Origin of the sequence: Leptolyngbya sp. PCC 6406 (assembly GCF_000332095.2) — a bacterium.
Lineage (GTDB): Bacteria > Cyanobacteriota > Cyanobacteriia > Phormidesmidales > Phormidesmidaceae > PCC-6406.
The window spans coordinates 3,771,413-3,797,178 of the sequence record NZ_KI913949.1; the positions used below are offsets into that span (position 1 = coordinate 3,771,413).

Here is a 25,766-nt window from a genome sequence, read left to right on the forward strand (position 1 = left end):
TCACCGCCAGTAGGCCCATGACCATGGTGCTGCTGGGGGCGAGACTCGGGCGGGTTCACGCTAGGGTGAGGGGAATCTAGGGTGTCTTAGGGTGTCTTCAGCGGGTAAGTTATTTTCCTATGAGTCCCTCGGGTGGTATTTCCTTAACCTGAAGATTACCTTTGAAACTTAGGTTTAGAGTGTTCCAGCTAAATCCCTGTCCCGAATCTGAGCAGAGCTTAAAAGCTGGAATCGGACTGGGGGGCATTATTCCGGGGTAAGTGAGCGATGACATTAGGGACAGACCGTCTGCCTCAGAGTGATGTGGTGGACTTGAAGGAACCGCAATACTATTTCAACCGAGAGCTAAGCTGGCTCCAATTCAACGACCGTGTTCTCCACGAAGCTCTGGATGATCGGACGCCCCTGCTGGAGCGGCTCAAGTTTTCTGCTATCTTCAGTGCCAACCTGGACGAGTTCTTTATGGTGCGGGTATCGGGGCTGCTGGAGCAGGTGCGGGTGCAGGTGGCGACTAAAACCCCCGATGGCCTCAGCCCCGCCAAGCAAATGGAGGCTATCCGTAGCCACCTACGGCCCAAACTCCGGCAACAGCAGGAGCTCTTTGAAAAGTGTCTACGGCCCAAACTGGCGGAGCACGGGGTCATCCTTAAATCCTATGGGGATCTGGGACCGGAGCAGCAGAGCTATCTGCAACGGTACTTCGAGGCCCAAATTTTTCCGGTGCTGACCCCCCTGAGTGTGGACCCGGCTCACCCTTTTCCCCGGTTGTCAAACCTGAGTCTGAACCTAGCGGTGGCGGTGACGGATCCGGAAACGGGCATCCAAAAGTTTGCCCGTGTCAAGGTTCCTGGTAGTCTGCCCCGTTTTCTGGGCCTACCCGAGCACCTTCATCCCGAGGGGGAACATTCCTGGGTTTGGGTGGGGGTGACTCTGGAGGAGGTGATCGCTCACAATCTTCACTACTTGTTTCCGGGTATGACGCTCCAGGGCCACTACCTATTTCGCATTACTCGGGATGCGGATTTTCCGGTGCGGGAGGATGAGGCGGATGATCTGTTGCTGGCCATCCAGGAGGAGATTAGCAAGCGGCGACTGGAGGGATCGGTCTGTCGCCTGGAAATCCAGACTGCGATGCCGGAGGATCTGCGCCAGGGCTTGACCCAGGAGCTGGGGGTTGCCGAGGAGGACATCTACGAATTGGAGGGGTTGCTAAATCTCAAGGATCTGTTTTTTTTCCTATCCTTACCCCTGCCGGATCTCAAGGATGAGCCTTGGAAGCCCGTCGTACCTCCCCGCCTGAAACCCTTTTTTGATCAAGAGGAGAGCGACAGCATCTTTAAGATCATTCGCCAGGGAGATGTGATGATGCACCACCCCTATGAGTCTTTTGGGGCCTCGGTGCAGACCTTCATTGAGCAGGCGGCCCAGGATAAGCATGTGCTGACGATCAAGATGACGCTGTATCGCACTTCTGGGGATTCTCCCATTGTGGATGCTCTGATTGCAGCGGCGGAAAATGGCAAGCAGGTGGTGGCTCTGGTGGAGTTAAAGGCCCGCTTTGATGAGCGTAATAATATTATTTGGGCACGCAAGCTGGAGGATGCTGGGGTCCATGTGGTCTATGGGGTTGTGGGGCTAAAGACCCATACCAAGACTGCCTTGGTGGTGCGCCAAGAGCGCGATCGCATTTGCCGCTATGTCCACATCGGCACCGGCAATTACAATCCCAAGACCTCGAACCTCTATACAGACTTGGGACTACTGAGCTGCCGAGAAGATTTGGGAGCAGACCTGACGGACCTGTTTAATTTCCTGACGGGCTATTCTCGCCAAATTGCCTACCGCAAGCTGCTGGTGGCTCCCCTCACTCTGCGGAAGGGCATGGTGGCTCTGATTCATCGGGAAATTGCCCAGGCCCAGGCTGGACGCCCTGCTCGCATTCTCGCCAAGATGAACTCCCTGGTGGATGGGGAAATGATTCGCCTACTCTACGAAGCCTCCCAGGTCGGCGTGGAGGTTAAGCTGATCATTCGAGGGATCTGCTGTTTGCGACCGGGTCTGCCGGGGGTCAGCGATCGCATCCAGGTGATCAGCATTATTGGTCGTTACTTGGAGCACGCCCGTATTTTTGCCTTCCACAATGATGGCGATGAAGAATACTACATCGGTAGTGCCGACTGGATGCCTCGCAACCTAGATCGCCGGGTGGAGGCGGTCACCCCAGTGGAAGATCCGGCCTTGGTCCAGGAACTCAAGACCCTTCTCGACATCATGCTGTCGGATAATCGCCAAGCCTGGGATCTGAGGGCCGATGGCACCTACACCCAGCGCCGCCCCGGCCCCGACGAGGCTGAACGCAATACCCATGTGTTGATGATGGAGCGCACTCGCCATCGTGACCAGGGCGGCACTATTGACGGTATTGCCCAACGACATACTTTTGAGCGCAGTGGTGACCCTAATGGCTAGTACTGGGCGACGCAAATACTCTGACCGTTCTATCGTGGCACACTCGGCCCTCACCGTTCGGCTGATCTCACGCCGCAGCCCTAGCCCTCTGCCAGGGGGCTAGGGGACCGGAAAAGGTTGGGCTGGTGCGACAATAGTGAGCTGATTTACGCCCTGCGGTACTAGGGATCATGGTTTAATATCCAGTCCGCTGAAGTGACCACACAAGTCTATTGATCAAGTAGGGGCGAAAGGCTTTTCGCCCTTTGCAGAGTTGTGCGCAATCAGCCGGATATCGTATCAAGGCCATGTCCCGAAAAGAAATTTCCTGCATTGAGCGCGCCGCCGCGCGTCCCTACAAGATGTCTGTTCGGTTCGAGGGAATTTTCTTTGCCAGAAATTTCCTTATTTGCCGATGCAAAAGCGGCTAAAGATTTCATCCAGCATGGATTCTGTGATGTCATCTCCGGTGATTTCCCCTAGGGCGCTGATGGCCATCCGCAGATCGATGGTCCAAAAGTCCAGGGGTAACTGCTGGGCAATGGTGGCTTGTACTTCCTCTAGGGCGGTGCGGGCACGAGTTAGGGCAGCAGCCTGCCGCTGGTTCACCGTTGCCTCTAGATTGGCGGCGGTGAAGTGGTCTGCTTGAACCCGCTGGAGAATTGTTTTTTCCAGGATATCTAGCCCTTCATTGTGGGCGGCGGCAGTGTGGACCTTGGGCACCTTGAGATCGGGGAGGGGGGGACTGTCCTGGGCCGCCCCTAGGTCAGTTTTGTTGATTACGAGAATTAGAGGCCGCTGTTTGACCGTGTCGTAGAGGCGTTGATCTTCTGGGGTCCACCCCGCATGGGCATCAATGGTGAGCAGCACCAAGTCCGCAGCTTGGGCCACCGATCGAGATCGCGCAATGCCCATCTGCTCTACCGGATCCTTTGCGTCACGAATGCCAGCGGTGTCCAGCACCTGCACCGGGATGCCCCCCACCACCAGTTGGGATTCCACCACATCGCGGGTGGTACCCGGTAGCTCGGTGACAATGGCGCGATCGCTGCGACTCCAAGCATTCAACAAACTCGATTTGCCCACATTGGGCCGCCCCACAATCGCCACCTTCAATCCTGTGCGCAGCAGTTCCCCCTGATGGGCGGTGTCCAACAGTGCCCGCACCGACTCTAAAATCTGGGCCAATTGGCGTTTTACTTCCGGTTCATCTAAGGGTGGCAGATCTTCTTCAAAATCGATACGAGCCTCCACCTCCGCCAGCAGATCTAGGCAGGCACTCCGCAATTGACGAATGGGTTGGGTCAGCTTCCCCCGCACCTCCGCTAAGGCCGCCTGGGCCGCCTGGGGCGACTGGGCCGCCACCAAATCGGCCACCCCTTCTGCCTGGGTCAGATCCAATCGTCCATTCAAAAATGCCCGCAGGGTAAACTCCCCTGGTTGAGCCAGTCTTGCCCCCTGGGCCACGCAGAGCTGCAAGACCTGCTGTACTGCCATGATCCCGCCATGGCAGTGAAACTCCACCACGTCTTCACGGGTGTAGGAGCGGGGGGATAGCATCAGAATCAGCAGGGCTTCATCCACTGTTATCCCCTGCTGGGGATCGACCACATAACCGTAAAGGACGCGATGGGTTTCCCACCTCTGTTCTCCTGGGGCCTGGAACAGGCGACGGGCTACCGTCACCGCCTCTGCCCCCGATAGACGCACGATCCCAACACTGCCCTGAGCAGGCACAATAGCAGTTGCGATCGCGGCAATGGTTTCTCCCTGAAAAATCGGTCTGGACATGGGCAATGTCACCTAGAAAAGTGGGATCAACGCCTGACCCCTGGTCAGGATTCCTTCGGGATTCCTTTATTCTGCCCAGGCAGGGTACTCCAGTGCCCCGATAGAATAGGATCACGTTTTTGCGTTGCCTAGCGTCTTCACCCCATTGTGACCTTTCCCCAGATCCCTTCTGAGACTTTGGTGCCGCCTCCTTCTGTTCCGCCCCCTATTCAGCGATCTCGATCTGTTATGGAACGCTGGCAGCGGCGGTTTCGTTACTTCTATCTTCGATTCATGCGGCTTCGGGAGCAGCCCGAACAACTGGCCCGAGGTCTGGCAGCAGGGATCTTTGCTGGCCTCTTTCCCCTATTTGGCCTTCAGACCATTATTGGTATCGCGATCGCTCTACGGATTGGGGGCAACCCTCTAATGGCCGCCGCCGGTACCTGGGTCAGCAATCCCCTAACCTACGTGCCTATTTACGCCTTTAACTACAACGTTGGCCGTTGGTTCATGGGCATCCGTGATACTGACCCCTTCAGCAACACGGTGGAATCCTACCAAAACTGGCTAGCCATGGGCACCGATGTAGCCCTCGCCCTGTTTCTAGGCTGCTTTGTTGTGGGGGGAGTGTGCAGCGCCCTCAGCTACACCATTGGCCTGCCCGTGATCACCCAAATCCAGCAGCGCTATCAGAATCGCCAGCAGAGGAGGAAGAAGTAGATAAGGGACGTGCGTCTAAATTGCGTCTAAATAAAGTACCGGAACCGTTGAGCACTGGTAGGGTGCATAGCGCAAAGGCGCGGCTTCGCCCACGCGCAGCAATGCACCAATAGGCAAGGTGGCAATGGGTACCTTATTTTCTTGCGAGTCCCTAAGGACGTACAGCCCTGCACCCCTTCGGAGTTACATGACCAGGATAAGGTGACTTTTAAAACATCCTCTAATGATGTCCAGGAGCTGGTCTTTGACCATCCTGTCCCTACTCTCCCCGAAAGCGCCATTTCCACATCACACTGGAAACCAAGTTGGTCACAATATGGGCCACGATGGGCACCAACAAATTTCCCGTCACCAGGGCGCTGCCCCCCAGGACCAGACCAATGATTGTGGCCCACACCACATAAGACCACTGCTGCAAGCCGCTGAGGTGCAGAATGCCAAAGCACAAGCTGGAAAAAATTACCCCGGTGGCATTGAGCCCAATGGCGGGCAGCATCACGCCCCGAAACAGGAATTCTTCACTCAGACCCGGTAACAGACCCATCCAAATCAGGTCTGTCCACACCAAGGGAGCCAGCACCAGCTTGAGATACAGATCGGCACTGCGGCGATAGTGGGGCCAGAGCTGATAGGTGACCATGCTAGCCAGAGTAATGCCCACCCCGATGGCCAATCCCTGGAGAACGCTGGGGAGACCAAACCGTACCGGGAGCAGGAACACCGACTCAAACAGCAACCAAAACCGCGAAATCAGCAGCAGCACTAGTGCTGTCACCCCCATTGCCGCCAGAATTTGAATTCGGCCTAGGGGTTCCATTTGGGGATCGTTGAGGTTGGGGTTGCTCACAGCCGCGATCGCTCAAACAAGGGGTCTGCTGCCCTAGAGCATATACTCTACCGGCGATGAGCGGGGCTTGAGACCTGCCCATGGACACCCCACTTCACAGGCCGATGCAAAGGTTTTCCTCACTTGATGAGATCTTTTCGTGTTTTTTGCGCACAATATCATCAACCTTTTGCATCAAATCTCACATTTACTGTTAGAACGGGGTAGGCATAATGCGCCACCGTCGGGGGCAGTTACCCATGGGCCAAATGGACAACGGACCAGAAAATTCCAACCAAGACGCTCGGGCTATCCTTCATAGCGTCACCCAGGATCTCCAGACCCTTCAGGCCCGCTTGTCTGATCAACTGACTCGGGATGTGGATTACCTTCAGGGTGCCAAGGCGCGACTCCTCAGAGACCTGGAATCTCTAGAGGCCGAGTATCAAAGTCTCCAGGCTCGCTACGACGCCCTCCAGACGGACTACGACGTTTCTCTTTCCCAGCAGCAGGTGGCCCAGCAGCAGCTCTGGGCAAAGCGCCTAGCCCAGGCCCTCGCCACCCACCTTAAGAGTCGCCTCACGGAATCCATGTATGGGGCGCTAGCTGCCAGTGGCAACGGCCAGACAGCTTCAGTGGGGAATGCCTATCAGCTTCTAGCTTCCCTCGATTCGACCCTCAACGATACCCTCCATTCTCTCCAGCAAGATCTGAACAGTTACCAAAGCTCCCTCTCCCAGCAAGTCAGTCGGATGCACAGTATGGAGCAGCAGGGGGAGGCGATTTTAGAAGCCTTGGTAAATCGTCTCAGTCAGCAGTTGCAAACCCAGATGGTGCGTCCCCCAGCTAGGGTTGCACCAACGGATAGGTCCACCAATGGCTACGACCGGCCCCAGAGCCTGCCCTATCCCAGCCCTGGCCGAGGAGACCTAGGGGGTGCCAGCAATGGCACCTCCCGCTCCCTACTTACCCCTGACGGTCGATCTACCCCGGCTGCCTCTGCCCCTAAAAAGGCTTCCGCCTTTCAGCAGGGATTGATTCTCATTATTTTGTCTACCCTGGCGCTTTCGTTCCACAACGTCATCGTGGGCATTATCGGCTATGGGGGGAATCTCTTGGGGCAGATTCCCATTGATGGGATTTTTGCCCTCAATATTCCCAATTCCTTGATGCTGCTGTGGCTGCGGATGTTGGTGGTGTTGCCGTTGATGGCCATCATCGCAGGGCGGATTTACCCTAATGTTTGGCGGGATATTCGGGAATTTTTGGGGGCACAGGACAAGCGACCGCTATATCAGGTCATGGCCAGTGGCGGTTTTCTTTTCATGTCTCAGGTGTTGATTTACAAGGCCATTTCTGAGATTGGGCCAGGGGTGGCGGTGACGCTGCTGTTTATGTATCCCCTGATTACGGTTCCCTTAGCTTGGTTTTTATTTGGCGATCGCCCCAGTTCTCTGCGGGCGGTGGTGATGTTTGCTATCACGGTGGGGATTGTCTTTACGGCCCTGCCGCGTATTAGTGCTGATTTGGCGGTGAGTACGGTATCGCCCTGGGGTGTGGTATCGGCCCTCCTCTCCAGTGGTGCCTTTGCCCTGTACTTGATTGCCATGCAGTTGAGCTTTAAGCGATTGCACCCTGTCCCGGTTAGTCTTTTCCAGTTTGCCACGATCTTTATTTTGGCCAGCCTGATTTTGATTGGTGGATCCTTTGTGGGTCTGGAGGTGGGGCAACCTAGCAGTTTCAGTGGCCTCTACGGCGGCGGAATTTTGCTGGGGGGGCTCACCTTAATGGGCTACCTCTTTAACAATTTTGGTGTGCGCTTGATGGGGGCCGCTCAAGCCTCCATCGTGGCCTCTAGTGGCCCTGTTCTTACGGCGCTGCTAGCTTATCTATTAACACCGGGTGAAAAGTCCACGCTCCAGTTTATTCAGTGGATTGGGGTGGTGCTGGTTACCGTTGGGGTGCTGGCTCTCAGTTTCGAGCGGTTGAATAACAGCGGCAAGCCGTCGGTTCGTTCTCGGCGGGGGTAGAGGTTTTGAAGGCAATTTTGCTGGATATTGAGGGCACGACGACCCCGGTGTCTTTTGTGTTTGAGGTGCTGTTTCCCTTTGCACGGGAGGCAGTGGCTGGGTTTTTGGCGGCACAGGGGCAGGAGCCGGAGGTCCAAGCGGATCTGGCTCTCCTGCGGCAGGAGTATGATGGCGATGGCCCCTCTGGGCCGGTCTCTGACCATCGTACTTTTGCCCCTGCTTCGTTACCCGGTTGGGAGGGGGATGCGCCCACTGCTGCGGTGCCCTACATTCATTACTTGATTAAGTGCGATCGCAAGTCTACCGGGCTCAAGTCCCTCCAGGGAAAGCTCTGGGATCAGGGCTATGGAGAGGGTCGCCTCCAGTCCCAGGTATTCCCGGATGTGAAGCCTGCGTTTCAGCGCTGGACGGCGGCGGGGAAACGTTTGTACATTTTTTCTTCCGGCAGTATCCAGGCCCAGAAGCTGCTGTTTGCCCATACCCCCGAGGGGGATCTGACGGTATACCTCAGCGGCTATTTTGACACCACCAGCGGCCCCAAGCGGGAGGCAGCGAGCTACCGAACGATTACCAGGGCGATCGCCCAGCCCCCGTCGGAAATCTTGTTCATTTCCGATGTTGTGGCGGAGCTAGAGGCTGCCCAAGCAGCGGGGTTGCAAACGGCTTTCTCCTATCGCCCTGGAAACGCCAGTGCCGATTCCCAGGGGTTTCGTCTCATTCATAGTTTTGACGATCTTCCATAACATCTGGAGATCTCAGCGCATTCCATACGACACAAGCCTCTCGGTGGAATTAAGTCCCTTGCATGGAATAAGGGACTTGCGTCTAAATAAAGCACCGGAAGCGTTGATCACTGTAGGGTGCATTCGCGCAGCAATGCACCAATAGGCAAGGTGGCAATGGGTACCTTATTTTCCTGCGAGTCCATAAGGAGATTGCTATGAAACAGTGTGAGCACCGCCCCATTCCCTAGGTTAAGCCCAGAACGTTCTGGAGCAGAGTACGATCGCTGGCGCTGACATTAAACCGCCCGTTCTCGACGTCGCGAATCCAGCTTTGGCTTTTGCCGAGGCGCTCGGCCAGCGCCCGCTGGCTGAGGTTGAGCTCTTGGCGAGCCGCTTTAATGGCATCGCTAGAGAGGTTCTTGGCAGTGGACTGAATCATCGATTTGGGTGAGCGGCGGCGCTGGGGGCGAGGTTTCCGTAGGCTTTGCTGCCAGTCTTCGGGCAGATCAAAGCCTAGCAGACGAGCATTGAGCAGGCGCTGCCACTTGTCGCGGGGGGCACGATCAGTGAGACTGCGATCGCGGTTGGCATCGTTAGTCCAAAAATCGAGAGCAGCATCGGCATCGTCAGGGATTTCGGCCACCCTGGCCCACAGCGGTTGAATATCGGGGCCGTAGGTCTCTGGATCAAACTGGGGCCGCAGGCCATAGCGATGAATGGCCTCTAAATTATTTTCAAACAGTTTGAGCAGACGCTTATGGGCACCGCGTACAGTGGTGGCTTCAGTGAGGCGAGCGTCGCCGTAGGCTAGGCGCAGCAGGGTACGCACCGTCATGCGATGGTCGCTGCCCAGTCGCAGCTTAAACACGAGCCACAGTAGCAACCGCATAGCCCCTTCGTGTTGCTGCCAACTGCCCATCACCTCTATTAATAGGGACTGGGGCAGGGTGCCGTACTGGTAAAAGGCGGTCTGCTGGCGGCAGTCTTGCCGGTTGAGAAAATGCTGCGCCCACAAGCCTGCCCTAAAGGTAAAGCTAATGCCAATCAGATGGCGGCCCCCCTCAGCATCTTCCTCAAAGTAGTGCTGGGTGTCTAGCAGGTGCCAAACCGGATGCTCGGTCAGGGAAAACCCCTGCACCTTACCTTGGCGAGGCCAGTCGAGGGAAACCAGGATTTGGCAAGCCTGGTAAACCAGCTCTTTAATCAGGGTGAGCTTTTCGAGTTTGGTCAGATCTTTACGTCGCTTAAGCCCCAGGTATTGTTCAATGTGCTGATCGTTGAGCACAAAGGATTCTTCCCAGGGGCGATCGTGATTGGTGGCACAGGCAGCAAAAATTAGATGCAGACAACTGGCCCGCAGATCAAACTGGGCCAGGGCGGCAATCCCCAGTTCGTAGGGCATCGCGGTAAAGTTGACCGTTTCTGGGTTGGTGTCCAGCCGAAATCGCATCGTGCCCCGCCCCCGATGGATGGAGCGCTGGTAGCACAGCCGGTCAGCCGAGTCAGCCTGCCAGGGGAGCGACTGGCGCTGGGCCAAAATATTGCAGGCTTCCCACACCACCATAGACGATGCGAAGGGAGTGGTTTTGCCGTTGAGGAAAATGGTGGGAATAGCGGCGGGCAGCAGGGTGCTTTTGTTGCGACCTTTTTTGGGCTGAAGGGGGGCCAGGGAATCGACCGGGCAGGCACTGACGCAGCGGGGCGTCTCAATGTCTTCGCAGCGATCGCAAAGGGTGGGATCAATCCAGAAAGCCGATTCGTTTTCGTTAGCTTTGATCGCACCATTGGGGCAAAGGTCGCGGCAATCACCGCAGGTAATGCAACCTTCTTTGACGGTGTATACCATTGAGAACCCCCCCTTTTGAGTCAGTTACCCTACTAGGGATAGCAACCCAAATACTCAGATTTTATGTTCTTGGATACAGTTTAATTATTTCTTCGTTTATTATCCAAAATAAGTTCAGAGTGGACTGTCCAGAAAAAAATTATGTTGTCAGCATGACGTTTTCTTTCGCCGTTATTTTGATGGTTTGGTGACTATATTACAAAGTTGATGATTAAGTAGCAAAAGTTCATCTTTGGGATTGTGCTCCATCGCCTGGGAGTTGACCGATTAAGCCCGTTGTAGCTGCCGCATGTGGTGGAACAGTTGCCAGCAATAGTGCTCGGGTAGGTGGCAGGTGACCGCCCCCCTCAGCACGACGCTGGAATACCAGTCGCTGGGGGCGATTTCTTGGGGTGTTTTTTGCACCACAACGTAGGTGCGAACCCGATGGTAGACCCGTCCGGGGCTGTTGACGGTGACCATCTCATGGCGATAGCTGCCTTGGTGTACCTCTTCGCGCTGGTCGAGGCGGGGGCTGAGCCGCCAGGGTAGCCGATAGAGCACCCCCTGAACCACCTGCCCCGGCGCGGGCACAATGTCGAGGGCGCTGCACTGGCGCTGGGGAGAGTAGTAGTGAAAGCCTGGGCGATAGCCCTTCAGAGTAGCGGCACCAATGACGTAGGGGTGAGTGTTTTCACCCAGGGAGCGCTTGAGGTCTACCGGACACATGCAAGAACCGTAGGCAAAGTAGTAAAACGACGGCTCCCGTGGAGGCTCTGCCGTCCTCCCCGGAGGGGTGCGATCAGCCAGGGACATTACCATTAGACTGACCCTGGGTGAGGTTTAGCGGGGGCCAGGTGGCGATCTAAAATGGCCGGCAACTGGGAGGGCTGCACCCGACTGTAGCGGTGATGGCCCGGTAACACGGTAAAGGTGGGCGCGTCAGAGCAGTGTTTTTGGCAGCCGGTGTACTGAATTTCGACCTGGGTTTGCAAGTTGAGATCGCGCAGCGCCTGCTCTAGGGCCACCACCAACTGCTGCCCGCCCCGCTTTTGGCAGCCCGATTTGCGGCACACCTGAATTTTAAGCGTGGGGGGCGGGGTGGGTAAGGTGGCGGGCAGTGGACAGGAGTTGGGTAGGGAAGTGAGCAGGGTAAAAACCTGGTATGCCTTGAGTTTGATGGTGTCGCCGTCGAACTTACTGCGGCCAATGCAGCACAGGTAGTCACCAGGTTGCAGGCGCGATCGCAGCACCCGCCGCACTTCTTTGCGCAGCTTAATCGTCAGCACCTCACCATCGACTTCTAGGCGAATAGTTTTGGCTTTGGCGGGGTTATCTTCAACAAAGCCTAAAAAGGTGCCATCCAGGTTAAACATCCAGGGGGGCAGCGAGGGGGTATCAGCCATGGCGAATCTCCTTTGAATGGGGGATGGTGGGATTTTGGGTTGGCGATTTTGGCAGATGCTGTCCCCTCCTCGGAGGGGTGCCCGGAGGGCGGGGTGGGTCTGAGAGAATTTTGGATTAGCGATTTTCGATTTTGGATGGGTGAGTTGCAGAAGGCTGACCCACCCCTATCCGGAGGGGATATCCTTAAGTATTAGCTCAACCGTCTGGCGTCAACGGTCTGGGGCGTTTTGATTGGGTCACTGAGGCCAGCAATAGAGAGTTCCCAGCCGTTCGACAGGGTGAATATCTGGGCGTTGTCTCCTGCTGTTTGAGACACCACTTCTTCTTCGAGGTCTTTTTTGGCCACGTAAACCAGGAGCTTACCAGCGGCATTGGTGCGGAGCATGACTTTCATTAGGGTTCGTTGATGTGTAGGGGTGTGGGAGGGGGGCAGAGTATCAACTCAAAGCGGGACAAATCTCGTGGGGAGGAGTTAGGAGTTAGGAGCTAGAATTCAGTACCCTTCTGGCTCCTAACTCCTGAATTCCTCGGAGCCCATATTGTCTCGGCTTACGTTGATGCCCTATTTAGCTACTCTCGCGTTACCTACTCTCGCGAAGCAACCACGCTAAGTAGCTCATTGACGGTGAGGCTGCGCTTGAGAGAGACGGCGCGATCGCGGACTTCATTCAGTACATCCTGGCCGCGATCGGCGTCGAGGTGGATGCCCTGATCTGCCAGCACCTGATTGATTAGGTGGCGACCGGAGTGTTTGCCCACCACCAAACTGCGCTGATGACCAACTTCGCTGGGGTCGAAGGGTTCGTAGGTGCTGGGGTTTTGCAGCACGCCATGGGCATGAATGCCCGACTCGTGGGCAAAGGTGTTGTCCCCCACAATTGCCTTCCAGGGGGGGACAGCGCAGTTGACGGTTTTGGCCACAAAGCGAGAAAGCTCTAGCAGATGCTGGGTTTTGAGGCCGGTTTTGAGACCGTAGAGGTGCTTCAGCGCCATTACCACCTCTTCGAGGGCGGCGTTGCCAGCGCGTTCGCCCAGACCGTTGACGGTGGTGTTGACGGAGGTAGCTCCGGCCCGTACCCCGGCTAGGGCATTGGCGGTGGCCAGACCCAAGTCATTGTGGGTGTGCATTTCGACCGGAATCTTCAGGGCATTCACCAGCTTTTGCACTTTGTCGTAGGTGGTAAAAGGGTCGAGCAGGCCCACGGTGTCGCAAAAGCGAAACCGAAAAGCCCCCCACTCCTGTGCGTACTGGGCAGCATCGATCAGAAAAGCCTCGTCAGCTCGGGAACTGTCTTCGCCCCCCACACTCACCTCCAACCCGTGGTCGCGGGCAAAGGAAATGGCGTCGCGCAGGTGCTCTAGCATGGCCAGCCAGCGCCCCTGAAACTTCACCTGAATCTGGACTTCAGACACCGGGATGGAAATATGCACCCGCTTCAGGCCGCAGTGGATCGAGGCATGAATGTCTGACAATACGGCCCGGTTCCAGCCCAGCAGGTGGGCACGGAGGCCCAGATCGACAATGGCGCGAATCGCCCTAGCCTCGTCTTGCCCCATGGCGGGAATACCCACCTCTAGCTCCTGGACGCCGATGGCATCGAGAAACTTGGCAATGGCAACCTTATCCTCTAGGTCAAAGGCAATACCAGCGGCCTGTTCACCGTCGCGGAGAGTCGTGTCGTTGATGGAGATCGGGGTGGGCATAGTGGCTCTAGGGTGGGAGGACGGGAGAACAAATCTAGGCAGACCTCAAGGCTTAGGTATGTGAACGTGGGGCTGGGGCTGAGTGATTTCCCGAGGGGGTATAACCACTAGCAACTGCAAAAAAACCTTGAATATCAAGGCAACACTCAACAGGAATGCCGTGGTGGAAAGAGCGACTATCACAATAAAAACCTCTGAAGGGTGAGGAACAATGAAACGGAAACAGGTGACGGATCGGTTGGCAAGTTGGGTGAAGGTGGAACTTACATTAGGAATGTTGTAGGGATTTTGGACCCTAACACCGGGGCTTGTGGGGTTCCGCCATCGCTTCACCCAATCTACGCCGCTCATCAATGGCCCTAGGACTCCACGAAGGCCAGGGTTAGGCTGTCGTGGCTGAGGAAGTGATCGACGTGGAAGGCGCGATCCTCGGTTTTGAGCAGAATTTCGTCGTAGAGGTAGCGGGTAGCGCGATCGCCCAAACTCTCGGCCTGGGCAGATAGGCGGCGCAGTAGCGTAATCACGGCCTGCTCGGCAACCAGATCGTTTTCGAGCATTTGGCGGCAGGTATAGGCACCATCGGGCTCGGGGGTAAAGCAGCACAGGTCGGCCAGGGTGGCAAAGGTGCCAGCGGGAATACCGCCAAGACCGTTGAGCCGTTCTGCTAGGTCGTGGGCACTGCTTTGGGCGGTGCCATAGCTGTCCTGGAAGAACTCGTGCACCGAGTAAAATTCAGCGCCTTCTACCACAAAGTGCTGCTTTTGATATTGAAAGTAGAGGGCCTGAAAGCTGGCGTAGGCCAGGTTCAGCCCTTCGCAAATCGGCGTAGTGACATCAAGCTCAAAGCCAACAGGGTTGGGACCAACCTCGCCAAAGGCACGGACGAGGGTTTCGGACGTAGTGGTGATAGACATGGGATAGCTCCGGTAGGGGTGAACGAGTGGATAGGTGGATGGGTATTGGGTGTCGAGCAAACGGTGAAGGAGTTTCAACCTGAAACCTAAAACCTGAATTACGAATTTGCTGCGCACACCTCCTGGGTTTGCCAGCAGCGTTCTAGCCAGTCGATGCCTTCCTGACGAGAGGTGGAAAACTGGCGCACGGCGCTACGGACTAGCAGCAGCGCCAGGGCATGGTTGACGTCAACGCGCAGGGTGCCGTCGGCGGGACAGGCGCAGGGGATATTGAGCTCTTGCAGACGGCGGTGGATGGACCAGCGATCGCACCGCCGGACGGACACCGTCTGCCCCCAACTGGGCAGGGTAGGGGACTGATTCATGGCGCTAGCTCCAGTAGGTAGGGATGGGTGGGGGACCGCTTGAGATAGCTCAAATGGGCCTCAAGGGCTTCGATGCGATCGAGCAGCGATCGCAGGGAGGCGGCTTCGGTATCGGGCAGTTGGCTGTGCTCTAGGGGCGCTGTTTTGGTGTTGCAGCGGCACACATTGCGGCTAGGAATACCCACGGCGGTACAGTGGGCGGGCACCGGGCGCAGTACCACAGAACCGGCCCCAATGCGGGCGTAGTCGCCGATGGCAATGTGGCCTAAGACCTTGGCCCCGGCACCAATCACCACGTGGTGGCCGACGGTGGGGTGGCGCTGGCCGATTTCTTTGCCAGTGCCGCCCAGGGTGACCCCCTGGTAGATTAGGCAGTAGTCGCCGACAATCGCGGTTTCACCAATGACCACACCCATGCCGTGGTCTATAAAGACACCCCGGCCAAGGTTTGCACCGGGGTGAATGTCAATGCCAGTGAAAAAACGGCTGAGGTGGGCGATGAACCGAGGCAGAAAGGGAATACCGCGATCGCGTAACCCGTGGGCCAGACGATGGGCCACCAGCGCGTGTAGACCGGGATAGCAGCACAACACCTCGGGCCAGTGCTTGGCCGCCGGGTCGCGCTCAAAGATGATGGCGACATCATCGATTAGAGCCTCTAGCAGAGGTAGACGCTGCCGCAGAGCAGCAACATGCACAGCAAACCGGGGATAAAAGCGCGACAGGGGCAGAAACATGGCTCAGGGAGGCGTTTGTTTCTCTGCTTATAGCAATGGCCGAAATGCGTCTCGCCGTAATCTGCGCCATCCAAACTTACTAAACCTATTAGCTCTGTACTCAACCGCTAAACCCTTAGGAAAAACAACCTCTAAAGTTTTTTAGAGGTTGGGGGACAAGTATTTTCGACCTTGGGAATGGGTATTTTTACAGCTAGGGCTGAGTATTGTGCACTCAAGGCAAATGCCTTGCCACATCAGGCATTTGCCCGGTTTTCAAGTCTGGGCTATAGCTTAGGAGTTTGTACTCAAAGTACGGGTTTACCAGGGTTTAGTTCATGGCTTCATGTCATAAACTGTAGCGGATTTAGCAAAACCTTCTCTATTTAATTCAGTAATCCTTAACAACCTGCTATTTAGGGCATGGTTGGGCTGAATTAGAGAGCCATCTCAAGTCCAGAAGTGGAGTTTCCCTACCGGGAAAACTCTACATCGTCCAGCAACACCAAGATATCCCACGATATATCACTGACCTCATAGGTCATGCGACTCCAGTCCAATAGCGAGGGATGCTTTAACGCTTGCCCCAGTCCCGGCCTATGACAGATACTGCTCACTCCAGACCAAGGACGTTTACATTCCTTAATCTTGGAACGGTTAAGCCTGATACCGTTTTCTATTAAATAGAGAAAGAATGGATACAGATAGGAGATCTTCGCTTTTCAAGTCTCCCTGTATTCCGTATCAAATTTTGCAAAAATAGCTTTTTTGAGTACTCAAAAAAGCTATTTATCCTCAAGGTCGATTTAGGCTCTAACCTCTGCCTACAAAGCCTTTGAGCTGAGTGCAGAAATACCGGCATGAACTTAAAAAATGCCAGGGCAGGGGGAATAAAATACTCGTCCCCTAGCTCGAAAAAAAGATTGTCCCCCGCCGTTTCAATGGATTCAGCCTTTGAGTACAGCGTTAATCATTCAATAAATCCTATCGGGGCAGTGCCTCCAGAGTGGCCGATGGGCGTTGCTATAACTCTGTCAACGCCGAGTACCCCAGCGTTACTCAATCCTCCCCCTACCTCCCCAAACCCATGACGCCACCGCCCTTCACTGCCCTGACCTCCGCGCCCACCGCGACGCCCAATCTGGACATTACCCTGACCAAAACCAAAACCCTGGTCAAACCGGCAGTCGGTGGCTCGGGTTGCGCCAACACCACGGGCTGCACCACCAAAACCGATACGGTCCTCAGCGACAGCATGAGAGCCCGCATCGAGAAACACCCCTGCTACAGCGAAGAGGCCCATCACCACTACGCCCGCATGCACGTGGCCGTGGCTCCCGCCTGCAATATTCAATGCAACTACTGCAACCGCAAGTACGACTGCGCCAACGAAAGCCGCCCCGGCGTAGTCAGTGAGCTGCTGACGCCGGAAGAAGCCGCCCACAAGGTCTTGGTCGTCGCAGGCAAAATTCCTCAAATGACGGTGCTGGGCATCGCTGGCCCCGGCGACCCCCTAGCCAACCCCGAAAAAACCTTTCGCACCTTTGAGCTGATCGCCGAGCAGGCTCCTGATATCAAGCTGTGCCTGTCTACCAATGGTCTGATGCTGCCCGACTATGTCGATCGCATCAAGGCTCTCAATGTCGATCACGTCACCATCACCATCAATATGGTCGATCCGGCGATCGGCGAGAAAATTTACCCCTGGGTGCACTATCGTCGCAAACGCTATCGCGGCATTGAAGGTGTCCGCATCCTCCACGAGCGGCAGATGGAAGGGCTGCAAGCCCTTAAGGAAGCCGACATTCTCTGCAAGGTTAACTCGGTACTCATCCCCGGCATTAACGACGAGCACCTGCCCGAGGTGAACGCCGCCATTCGGGAGCGGGGCGCATTTCTGCACAACATCATGCCGCTGATTTCGGCCCCCGAGCATGGCACCTACTTTGGTCTCAACGGTCAGCGCGGCCCCAACCCCAAGGAACTGAAGCAGGTGCAGGACAACTGCGCTGGCAACCTGAAGCTGATGCGCCACTGCCGCCAGTGCCGTGCCGATGCCGTGGGCCTGCTGGGCGAAGACCGCAGCCAGGAATTCACCAAAGACAAGTTCATGGAAATGCCTGTGTCCTACAGCCTGGAAACTCGTCAGGCTGTCCACATCAGCATTGAGCAGGCCAAGGCTGCCGTCGTCGCCAAAAAGCAAGCCGCTGCCCGCATCCCCGGTGCCCTGTCAGAGAATTCGCCTAAGGTGCTGATCGCCGTGGCCACCAAGGGGGGCGGCATCGTCAACCAACACTTCGGCCACGCCAAAGAATTCATGATTTACGAAGTGGATGCCGCCGAGGCTAAGTTCGTCAGCCATCGCAAGGTGGCCGACTACTGCCAGGGCGGCTACGGCGAAGAGGCGATGCTGACTGGCATCATCGACACCATCTCTGACTGCAAAGCCGTTCTCGCCGTTAAGGTTGGCCCCTGTCCTAGCCAGCAATTGCAGGCAGCGGGCCTAGTGGTAGTCGAAGCCTACGACGTAATTGAAACCGTGGCCCGGCAGTTCTACGACGAGCATGTTCTTAAACGCTAAAGCGTTTAGTTCTTAAATTTTGAGTTTTGAGTTCTCGATCAATTACTTAAAACTCACAATTCAAAACTCAAAGCTCAAAACTCAAAGCTCAAAACTCAAAACTTTCTCCCCCACTCCCTAGAGGCTCCTCCCATGCCCTACTCCATTACCCAAAGCTGTATTGGTTGCCAGCGATGCCTCTCAGCTTGCCCGACCCAGGCAATTCAAACCAACGGTGTGGCGTTTTGGATTGATATTGATCGCTGCAACCAGTGCCAGGGCTCCCACGGGGTGGCCCAGTGCTGGGCCACCTGCCCCACCAATGAAGGGTGCATTCCCCTAAGCACCGGGGCGGCGGCGGTTCGTCTCTCTTCTATTTCCGAGGCATCGGGGGACTATTGGGAGTCGTGGTTTGCCACCTACACCCGTATGGTGGGACGGATCCAGGGTGTGCCGCAGTCAGGCTATTGGCACTCATGGTTCGATAGCTATTCCCAGGTCGTGAAGCGATTGCAGACAACGTAATTAAGTTTTGAGTTTGAATTTTTGAATTTTGAATTCGCGTTATTCAGCAAGAACTCAAAGCTAAACACTCAAAACTCAAAACTTTCCACCCCTCCCACCCCTCCACCCCTCCTCTCACCATGCTCACTTACCTCGATAACAACGCTACCACCCGCACTGACCCTGATGTTTTGACGGCGATGCTGCCTTACCTGAGCGAGCTCTACGGCAACCCGTCGTCGATGCACAGCTTTGGCGGCCAGGTGGGGGCGGTGATTGAAGAAGCCCGTGCCCAGGTGGCTCAGCTCCTGGGGGCTGAACCGACGGAGATTGTCTTCAATAGCTGCGGCAGCGAGGGGAATAACACCGCCATCCACGCCGCCCTAGCGGCGCAGCCAGAAAAGCGCCATATCGTCACCACGGTGGTGGAGCATCCGGCCATTCTTGCGGTGTGTAAGCACCTGGAGAAGAGGGGCTACACCGTCACCTATCTTTCCGTCGATGGGCGGGGCGAGCTGGATCTGATGGAGTTGGAGGCGGCGATGACCGGCGGAACTGCCTTGGTCACCACCATGTATGCCAACAACGAAACCGGGGTGATTTTTCCGGTGGAGCAGATTGGGGAAATTGCCAAAGCCTACGGTGCTGCCTTCCACGTTGATGCCGTCCAGGCGGTGGGCAAGGTGCCTATTAACTTGGCCACCAGCACCATCGACCTGCTCACCCTCTCTGGCCACAAGCTCCACGCCCCCAAGGGCATCGGGGTGCTCTATGTGCGCAAAGGCTTCCGCTTCCGGCCCTTCCTCCTCGGTGGCCACCAGGAGCGGGGTCGTCGGGCCGGTACCCACAATGTCGCTGGCATTGTCGCCCTGGGCAAAGCGGCGGAACTGGCCCAGATCAATCTTGCTCACACCAAACGCGAGGCCGAACTGCGAGACCTGCTGGAGTACGGCATTCTCGCCACCATCCCCGACACCGTGGTGAATGGCGGCGGTGCCCCCCGGCTACCGAACACAACCAACATCGGTTTTAAGTACATCGAGGGCGAAGCCATTCTGTTCATGCTCAACCGCGAGGGTATCTGTGCCTCCTCCGGCTCCGCCTGCACTTCGGGCAGTCTCGACCCCTCCCACGTACTCACCGCTATGGGCCTGCCCTACACCATTCTCCACGGCTCGATTCGCTTTAGCCTGTCTCGCTACACCACCGAAGCCGAAATTCGCCAGGTGCTCACTGTTATGCCCGACCTCGTCGAACGCCTCCGCGCTATGTCGCCCTTTAACAACGATCAGGCGGAATGGTTGCAGAAGCGAGATTTAGCTGTCGCAACTTAGGTTCTAAATTTTTAGTTTTGAATTTTGAATTCCTAACTCAAAACTAAAAACTGAACACTAAAAACTTCCCCCTGCCCCTCACCCCCCGAAACCGCCATGTGGAACTACTCCGAAAAAGTACTCGAACTCTTCTACAACCCGCTGAACCAGGGCACCATTGATGACCCCAATCAGCCCGATGTAGCGGTGGTCTATGGTGAAGTCGGCAGCATTGCCTGTGGCGATGCTTTGCGATTGCACCTGAAGGTACAGCCCTCCACGGATAGCATTCTGGATGCGCGGTTTCAGACTTTTGGTTGTACAAGTGCGATCGCATCCTCCTCGGCCCTGACTGAAATCATCAAAGGCCGCACCCTGGATGAGGCGCTCAACATTACCAACCAGGACATTGCCGACTACCTAGGGGGCTTGCCCGAAGCCAAAATGCACTGCTCGGTAATGGGGCAAGAGGCCCTAGAAGCCGCCATCTACAAGTATCGCGGCATTGAAGTTGAACACCACCCCGATGACGACGGCATCCTCATTTGTAGCTGCTTTGGCATTAGCGAACCCAAAATTCGTCGGGTCATTCGCGAAAACGGCCTAGTCGCCGCCGAGCAAGTGACTAACTATGTCAAAGCGGGGGGCGGTTGCGGCACCTGCCTGACCAATATTGAAGACCTTGTTCTCGAAGTGCAGCAGGAACTCGCCACCGAGTCGCTCAAGGTGGCCACCGACTTGGCCCAGCAAAAAGCAAGTGCGATCGCACCCGACCCCGACCGTCCCACCCTCACCACCCTGCAAAAAATCATGATGATTCAAAAGGTGTTGGACGAAGAGGTGCGCCCGGTGTTAATCGCCGATGGCGGCGATGTGCAACTCCACGATGTGGAGGGCGATCGCGTCCTGGTCAAACTCCAGGGAGCCTGTGATTCCTGCTCCAGCAGCACCGAAACCCTGAAATACGCCATTGAGGACAAACTCCAAAACCTGGTCCTTCCCACCCTCACCGTCCAAGCCATTTAGGCTCCCCTTGCCTGACTCAAACCTCAGGTCTTTTCCCATGACCTCCTCCCCTCCTTCCAACCATTCCGGCAGAGCCCCACCCGGACTTTACCGGCTAGCAGCAGCCTTCTCAGCTTCATCGTTCCCAGGCTGCTCACCCCCAGACCACGACTGATTTGAGCAACAGATTCCCTCGATAGATTGCATTCAAAAACGGGTTGCCCTGCAACCAGAACATCATTCCTACCCTAGGAGAAATCCCACCATGCGACAGATTGCATTTTACGGAAAAGGCGGCATCGGCAAATCCACCACCTCCCAGAACACCCTGGCCGCCATGGCCGAACAAGGCCAACGCATCATGATCGTTGGCTGTGACCCCAAGGCCGACTCCACCCGCCTGATGCTCCACAGCAAAGCCCAAACCTCCGTGCTGCAACTGGCTGCCGAACTCGGTGCCGTTGAAGATGTCGAACTTGAGCAAGTGCTGCAAATCGGCTATCGCGGCGTCAAGTGCGTTGAGTCGGGCGGCCCAGAACCCGGCGTCGGCTGTGCCGGTCGAGGCATCATTACCGCCATCAACTTCCTCGAAGAAGAAGGCGCTTACGAAGATCTCGACTTCGTTTCCTACGACGTACTGGGCGACGTAGTCTGCGGCGGTTTCGCTATGCCCATTCGGGAAGGCAAAGCCCAAGAGATTTACATCGTAGTTTCCGGCGAAATGATGGCCATGTATGCAGCCAATAACATCGCCCGAGGCGTACTCAAGTATGCCCAATCCGGCGGTGTGCGCCTGGGCGGTCTGATCTGCAACAGCCGCAACACCGACAAAGAAGTTGAGCTGATCGAAGAACTGGCCAGACGACTCAACACCCAGATGATTCACTTTGTCCCCCGTGACAACATTGTGCAGCACGCCGAACTGCGCCGCATGACCGTGAACGAGTACGCCCCCGACAGCAAGCAAGCAGGGGAATACGCCCAACTGGCCGACAAGATCATCAACAACAAAAAACTCACCATCCCCACCCCGATCTCCATGGATGAGTTGGAAGAGCTGCTGATTCAATTCGGCATTCTCGACAGCGATGAGAAATACCAAGAGGCCCTCGCCGCCGATCAAGCCGTCGTCGCTGTTTAGGGTTCCTCGGAGCTAGAAACCGGGTTTCTTGACCAATAGCCCACGTTTACTTGTTCACCTGAGAATCAACCCGGTTTCTCTCCGTCCCTATCCACCCATCCACCCGCTACCCATCCACCCCTACCCGAGAGGGCACCATGACTACCGTAGAAGACAGAAAAGAGCTGATTCAAGAGGTGCTAGAGGCATACCCCGACAAAGCCAAAAAACTGCGGGCTAAGCACATCAGCGTTCAAGACGCCGAAAAAGCCGACTGCGGCGTTAAGTCCAACAAAAAGTCTGTACCCGGTGTAATGACCACCCGTGGCTGTGCCTATGCAGGGGCCAAAGGGGTGGTTTGGGGGCCGGTTAAAGACATGATTCACATCAGCCACGGCCCAGTGGGCTGCGGCTACTACTCCTGGTCGGGCCGCCGCAACTACTACATCGGTACAACCGGCGTCGATAGCTTCGGCACCATGCAGTTCACCTCCGACTTTCAGGAGCGCGACATTGTCTTTGGCGGCGACAAAAAACTGGCCAAACTGATCGATGAACTCGGCGAACTCTTCCCCCTCAGTCAGGGCACCACCATTGAGTCAGAATGCCCAGTGGGCCTAATCGGCGACGATATTGAAGCCGTCGCCCGCGCCAAAGCCAAGGAAACCGGCAAGCCCGTTATTCCCGTCCGCTGCGAAGGATTCCGGGGCGTGTCTCAATCCCTCGGTCACCACATCGCCAACGACACCGTGCGCGACTGGGTCATGCCCAAGGCCGACGAATACCGCAAACTGCCCGAGGGCTTCGAGCCCAGCCCCTACGATGTCAACATCATTGGTGATTACAACATCGGTGGCGACGCTTGGCCCAGTCGCCTGTTGCTAGAGGAAATCGGCCTGCGGGTACTCTGCCAGTTTTCTGGGGATGGCACCTTCAACGAAGTGGTGATGACACCGCTAGCCAAGATGAACCTAATCCACTGCTATCGGTCGATGAATTACATCTGCCGGTTCATGGAAGAGAAGTACGGCATCGGCTGGATGGAGTACAACTTCTTTGGCCCCACCCAGATCGCCAAATCGCTGCGCAAAATTGCCGAGCAGTTTGATGACACTATCCAAGCTAAAACTGAGCAGGTGATCGCCAGCTACCAGGCCCGCATGGACGCCATCATCGCCAAGTATCGCCCCCGTCTAGAAGGCAAAACCGTGATGCTGATGGTGGGCGGTCTGCGCCCCCGCCACGTGGTTCCCGCCTTTACTGACCTGGGCATGAAGGTGATTGGCACTGGCTATGAGTTTGGCCACGGCGATGACTACAAACGTACCGCCGACTACGTCGAAGAAGGCACCGTTATCTACGACGACATCAGCGGCTACGAGTTTGAGGAATTTGCTAAGGAACTCAAGCCCGACCTGATTGCCGCTGGCATTAAAGAAAAGTACGTCTTCCAGAAGATGGCCCTTCCCTTCCGCCAGATGCACTCCTGGGATTACTCTGGCCCCTACCACGGCTACGACGGCTTTGAAGTCTTTGCCCGCGATATGGATCTGGCCATCAACAACCCCACCTGGGGGTTGATCAACCCGCCCTGGGCGCAGTGACGAAGTGAAGAGAAAGTTTTGAGTTTTGAATTTTGAGTTTTGAATTTCAGCTAGTTAACAAGAACTAAAAATTCAAAACTAAACACTCAAAGCTTTCTCCCCTACTCATCCCCCGACCACCCATCCACCCTTTCCCCCTCCCCCAAGGAGAACACCATGACTGACAATCTTGACAACACTATTCCGACACCCTCCTGCGGCGGCGAAGATCCAGGCCAAATTAAGGATCACTTCGACCTTTTTCAAACTGAGCCTTACCAAGATCTGTTCGCCTACAAGCGCCAGTTTGAAGGGGCCTACAGCGAAGAGAAAATCGCTGAAACGAGTGAATGGACCAAGGGCTGGGACTACCGGGAAAAGAACTTTGCCCGAGAAGCTTTGACCATCAACCCTGCCAAAGCCTGTCAACCCCTAGGTGCGCTGTTTGTGTCCGCCGGTTTTGAAGGCACCCTGCCCTACAGCCACGGATCTCAGGGCTGTGTGGCCTACTTCCGTAGCCACCTCACCCGCAACTACAAAGAGCCCTTTCAGGCCGTGTCGTCGTCGATGACGGAAGATGCAGCGGTGTTTGGCGGCCTCAACAATCTAAAGCAGGGGCTACAAAACTCCTACACCCTCTACAAGCCCAAGATGATTGCCCTCTGCACCACTTGTATGGCTGAGGTAATTGGGGATGACATTGGCGCTTACATTACCACCGCCAAGAATGAGGGGCACATTCCTGAAGATCTGCCGGTACCGGCGGCCCACACCCCGAGTTTTGTGGGCTCCCACATCACCGGCTACGACAACATGCTGAAGAGCATTCTCAAAACCCTGACCAAGGACGAAAAGGCTGACAGCACCAACGGCAAGTTCAACTTCAACCTGGGGTTTGACCCCTACATCGGCAACATTCGCGAACTGAAGCGGATTCTGGGCCTATTTGGTGTTGACTACACTATTCTGTCGGACAACTCAGACACCTTTGACTCTCCCAACACGGGCGAATTTAAGATGTACAACGGCCTCACCAACCTGGCCGATGCCGCCGACAGCATCAACGCCGAAGGTAGTGTCTTCTTCCAGAAGTACACCACCCCCAAGACCCAGGAGTACATCGCGAAGGAGTGGGGTCAAAAGACCTACAACTTCCGGCCCTTTGGCATTAAGGGCACCGATGAGTTTTTGATGGCCCTGTCAGCCATTACCAGCAAGCCGATTCCTCTAGAGTTGCAGCAGGAGCGGGGACGAGCTGTGGATGCCCTGACCGACTCCCAAGCCTGGATTCATGGTAAGAAGGTGGCCCTCTACGGCGACCCTGACCACGTGCTGGGGCTAATTCAGTTCTTGCTGGAGATGGGGGCGGAGCCGACCCACATTGTGGTCACCAACAGCAACGACGACTTTGAGGCCGAAGCCCGCGAACTGTTGACCAACAGCCCCTACGGCCAGGGCGCTACGGTGTGGGGCGGCAAGGATCTGTGGCATCTGCGATCGCTAATGTTCACTGAACCCGTGGATCTGCTGATTGGCAACAGCTACGGCAAGTACCTGTGGCGCGACACCGGCACCCCCCTAGTGCGCATTGGCTATCCGATCTTCGATCGCCACCACATGCACCGCTACGCCACCCTGGGCTACCAGGGCGCGATCAACCAGTTCAACTGGATTATTAACACCATCCTGGAAGAACTCGATCGCAAGACCAGTACGGTGGCGAAGACGGACATCTCCTTTGACCTGATTCGCTAGGAACCTCGTCAGGGCGAACAGTCGTTCGCCCTGACCCATCCCCCTTTGCACGGAGACCCCCCATGCGCCTTTCCGAAGAAATCGAACTCGACTCTCCACCAGTATTTGACATGGGCGATCGCGTCCGTGTCCGCAAGCTGATTCGCAACGATGGCACCTTCCCCGGCAAAGAGGTTGGGGCTCACCTGGCAAAGAAGGGCGACATTGGCTACGTCATCGGCATTGGCACCTATCTACAACGCTCCTATGTTTACTCGGTGCATTTTTTAGAGCCCAACTACGTCGTCGGCTGCCTCAGCCGCGAGTTAGAACTCACCGAACCCTGCCCACCCCTGATCGCTCTAGACGACGATTGGTAAGCCTTCCCACTCCCCCACTCCCTGGCAGGGCGAGCACCGCTCGCCCCTACCGCGCTCCCCCACTCCCCAATCCGGGGCACCCGGCGACAGCAGGGCGGGTTTTGAGCCTCCCAT

At 56.1% G+C, this 25,766-nt stretch carries 22 protein-coding genes; 12 read left to right on the top strand and 10 right to left on the bottom strand.

What is annotated here, in order from left to right:
- The first annotated feature begins 267 nt into the window (after positions 1-267).
- Positions 268-2,469, top strand: a complete 2,202-nt coding sequence (ppk1, locus tag LEP6406_RS0216625; protein WP_008319372.1) for a polyphosphate kinase 1 — start codon at positions 268-270, stop codon at positions 2,467-2,469.
- 384 nt (positions 2,470-2,853) lie between these two features.
- On the opposite strand, the gene mnmE is transcribed toward ppk1, so the two are convergent.
- On the bottom strand, positions 2,854-4,239 hold the full coding sequence (mnmE, locus tag LEP6406_RS0216630; protein WP_008319374.1) for a tRNA uridine-5-carboxymethylaminomethyl(34) synthesis GTPase MnmE: 1,386 nt from the start codon (positions 4,237-4,239) through the stop codon (positions 2,854-2,856).
- Positions 4,240-4,467: 228 nt separating this feature from the next.
- On the opposite strand from mnmE, the gene LEP6406_RS0216635 reads away from it, so the two are divergent.
- Positions 4,468-4,941, top strand: coding sequence for a DUF2062 domain-containing protein (locus LEP6406_RS0216635; RefSeq protein ID WP_008319375.1), 474 nt, complete (start codon positions 4,468-4,470; stop codon positions 4,939-4,941).
- 259 nt (positions 4,942-5,200) lie between these two features.
- Here the strand turns inward: LEP6406_RS0216635 and LEP6406_RS0216640 are convergent, their stop codons facing one another.
- A complete protein-coding gene (locus LEP6406_RS0216640) occupies positions 5,201-5,788 on the bottom strand; it encodes a CPBP family intramembrane glutamic endopeptidase (RefSeq protein WP_008319377.1) in 588 nt (195 codons plus the stop codon).
- Between the two features lie 212 nt (positions 5,789-6,000).
- On the opposite strand from LEP6406_RS0216640, the gene LEP6406_RS0216645 reads away from it, so the two are divergent.
- Together LEP6406_RS0216645 and mtnC are read left to right on the top strand one after the other, a co-directional pair.
- Positions 6,001-7,797 carry a DMT family transporter gene (locus LEP6406_RS0216645; protein WP_008319380.1) on the top strand — a complete coding sequence of 599 codons (1,797 nt, stop codon included), beginning with the start codon at positions 6,001-6,003 and terminating at the stop codon, positions 7,795-7,797.
- Positions 7,798-7,802: 5 nt separating this feature from the next.
- Positions 7,803-8,540, top strand: a complete 738-nt coding sequence (gene mtnC, locus LEP6406_RS0216650) for an acireductone synthase (RefSeq protein WP_027269206.1) — start codon at positions 7,803-7,805, stop codon at positions 8,538-8,540.
- 226 nt (positions 8,541-8,766) lie between these two features.
- Here the strand turns inward: mtnC and LEP6406_RS0216655 are convergent, their stop codons facing one another.
- The 8 genes from LEP6406_RS0216655 to cysE all read right to left on the bottom strand — a co-directional run bounded on the left by LEP6406_RS0216655 (position 8,767) and on the right by cysE (position 15,474).
- A complete protein-coding gene (locus LEP6406_RS0216655) occupies positions 8,767-10,368 on the bottom strand; it encodes a helix-turn-helix domain-containing protein (RefSeq protein ID WP_008319385.1) in 1,602 nt (533 codons plus the stop codon).
- 267 nt (positions 10,369-10,635) lie between these two features.
- On the bottom strand, positions 10,636-11,169 hold the full coding sequence (locus tag LEP6406_RS0216660) for a gamma-glutamylcyclotransferase (RefSeq protein ID WP_008319386.1): 534 nt from the start codon (positions 11,167-11,169) through the stop codon (positions 10,636-10,638).
- Positions 11,169-11,753 carry a (2Fe-2S) ferredoxin domain-containing protein gene (locus tag LEP6406_RS0216665; RefSeq protein ID WP_008319388.1) on the bottom strand — a complete coding sequence of 195 codons (585 nt, stop codon included), beginning with the start codon at positions 11,751-11,753 and terminating at the stop codon, positions 11,169-11,171. Before LEP6406_RS0216665 ends, LEP6406_RS0216660 begins: the two co-directional genes overlap by 1 nt.
- Before the next feature lie 191 nt (positions 11,754-11,944).
- Positions 11,945-12,148 carry a putative nitrogen fixation protein NifT gene (gene nifT, locus LEP6406_RS0216675; protein ID WP_008319390.1) on the bottom strand — a complete coding sequence of 68 codons (204 nt, stop codon included), beginning with the start codon at positions 12,146-12,148 and terminating at the stop codon, positions 11,945-11,947.
- Between the two features lie 191 nt (positions 12,149-12,339).
- A complete protein-coding gene (nifV, locus tag LEP6406_RS0216680; protein ID WP_008319392.1) occupies positions 12,340-13,458 on the bottom strand; it encodes a homocitrate synthase in 1,119 nt (372 codons plus the stop codon).
- Positions 13,459-13,817: 359 nt separating this feature from the next.
- Positions 13,818-14,372 carry a DNA starvation/stress protection protein DpsA gene (locus LEP6406_RS0216685; RefSeq protein WP_008319397.1) on the bottom strand — a complete coding sequence of 185 codons (555 nt, stop codon included), beginning with the start codon at positions 14,370-14,372 and terminating at the stop codon, positions 13,818-13,820.
- Positions 14,373-14,470: 98 nt separating this feature from the next.
- Positions 14,471-14,737 (bottom strand): Asr1405/Asl0597 family protein, encoded by a 267-nt coding sequence (locus LEP6406_RS0216690; RefSeq protein WP_008319399.1) that lies wholly within the window; start codon positions 14,735-14,737, stop codon positions 14,471-14,473.
- Positions 14,734-15,474 carry a serine O-acetyltransferase gene (cysE, locus tag LEP6406_RS0216695; RefSeq protein WP_008319401.1) on the bottom strand — a complete coding sequence of 247 codons (741 nt, stop codon included), beginning with the start codon at positions 15,472-15,474 and terminating at the stop codon, positions 14,734-14,736. Before cysE ends, LEP6406_RS0216690 begins: the two co-directional genes overlap by 4 nt.
- 985 nt (positions 15,475-16,459) lie before the next feature.
- Here cysE and nifB point away from each other — a divergent pair.
- From nifB to LEP6406_RS0216735, 8 genes are all read left to right on the top strand, one after another.
- A complete protein-coding gene (gene nifB / locus LEP6406_RS0216700) occupies positions 16,460-18,034 on the top strand; it encodes a nitrogenase cofactor biosynthesis protein NifB (protein ID WP_263971191.1) in 1,575 nt (524 codons plus the stop codon).
- A gap of 132 nt (positions 18,035-18,166) precedes the next feature.
- Positions 18,167-18,538 carry a 4Fe-4S dicluster domain-containing protein gene (locus tag LEP6406_RS0216705; protein WP_008319405.1) on the top strand — a complete coding sequence of 124 codons (372 nt, stop codon included), beginning with the start codon at positions 18,167-18,169 and terminating at the stop codon, positions 18,536-18,538.
- Between the two features lie 119 nt (positions 18,539-18,657).
- Positions 18,658-19,851 carry a cysteine desulfurase NifS gene (gene nifS, locus LEP6406_RS0216710; protein WP_008319407.1) on the top strand — a complete coding sequence of 398 codons (1,194 nt, stop codon included), beginning with the start codon at positions 18,658-18,660 and terminating at the stop codon, positions 19,849-19,851.
- 96 nt (positions 19,852-19,947) lie between these two features.
- Positions 19,948-20,856: a Fe-S cluster assembly protein NifU gene (gene nifU / locus LEP6406_RS0216715; RefSeq protein WP_008319409.1), complete on the top strand. Its 909-nt coding sequence runs from the start codon at positions 19,948-19,950 to the stop codon at positions 20,854-20,856.
- 244 nt (positions 20,857-21,100) lie between these two features.
- Positions 21,101-21,976 carry a nitrogenase iron protein gene (gene nifH / locus LEP6406_RS0216720; protein ID WP_008319411.1) on the top strand — a complete coding sequence of 292 codons (876 nt, stop codon included), beginning with the start codon at positions 21,101-21,103 and terminating at the stop codon, positions 21,974-21,976.
- A gap of 137 nt (positions 21,977-22,113) precedes the next feature.
- Positions 22,114-23,559, top strand: a complete 1,446-nt coding sequence (gene nifD / locus LEP6406_RS0216725; RefSeq protein WP_008319414.1) for a nitrogenase molybdenum-iron protein alpha chain — start codon at positions 22,114-22,116, stop codon at positions 23,557-23,559.
- A gap of 156 nt (positions 23,560-23,715) precedes the next feature.
- Entirely contained in the window at positions 23,716-25,293 is a 1,578-nt protein-coding gene (gene nifK / locus LEP6406_RS0216730; RefSeq protein WP_008319416.1) for a nitrogenase molybdenum-iron protein subunit beta, read from the top strand.
- Between the two features lie 62 nt (positions 25,294-25,355).
- Positions 25,356-25,652 (top strand): nitrogen fixation protein NifZ, encoded by a 297-nt coding sequence (locus LEP6406_RS0216735; RefSeq protein ID WP_008319419.1) that lies wholly within the window; start codon positions 25,356-25,358, stop codon positions 25,650-25,652.
- Positions 25,653-25,766 lie beyond the last annotated feature (114 nt).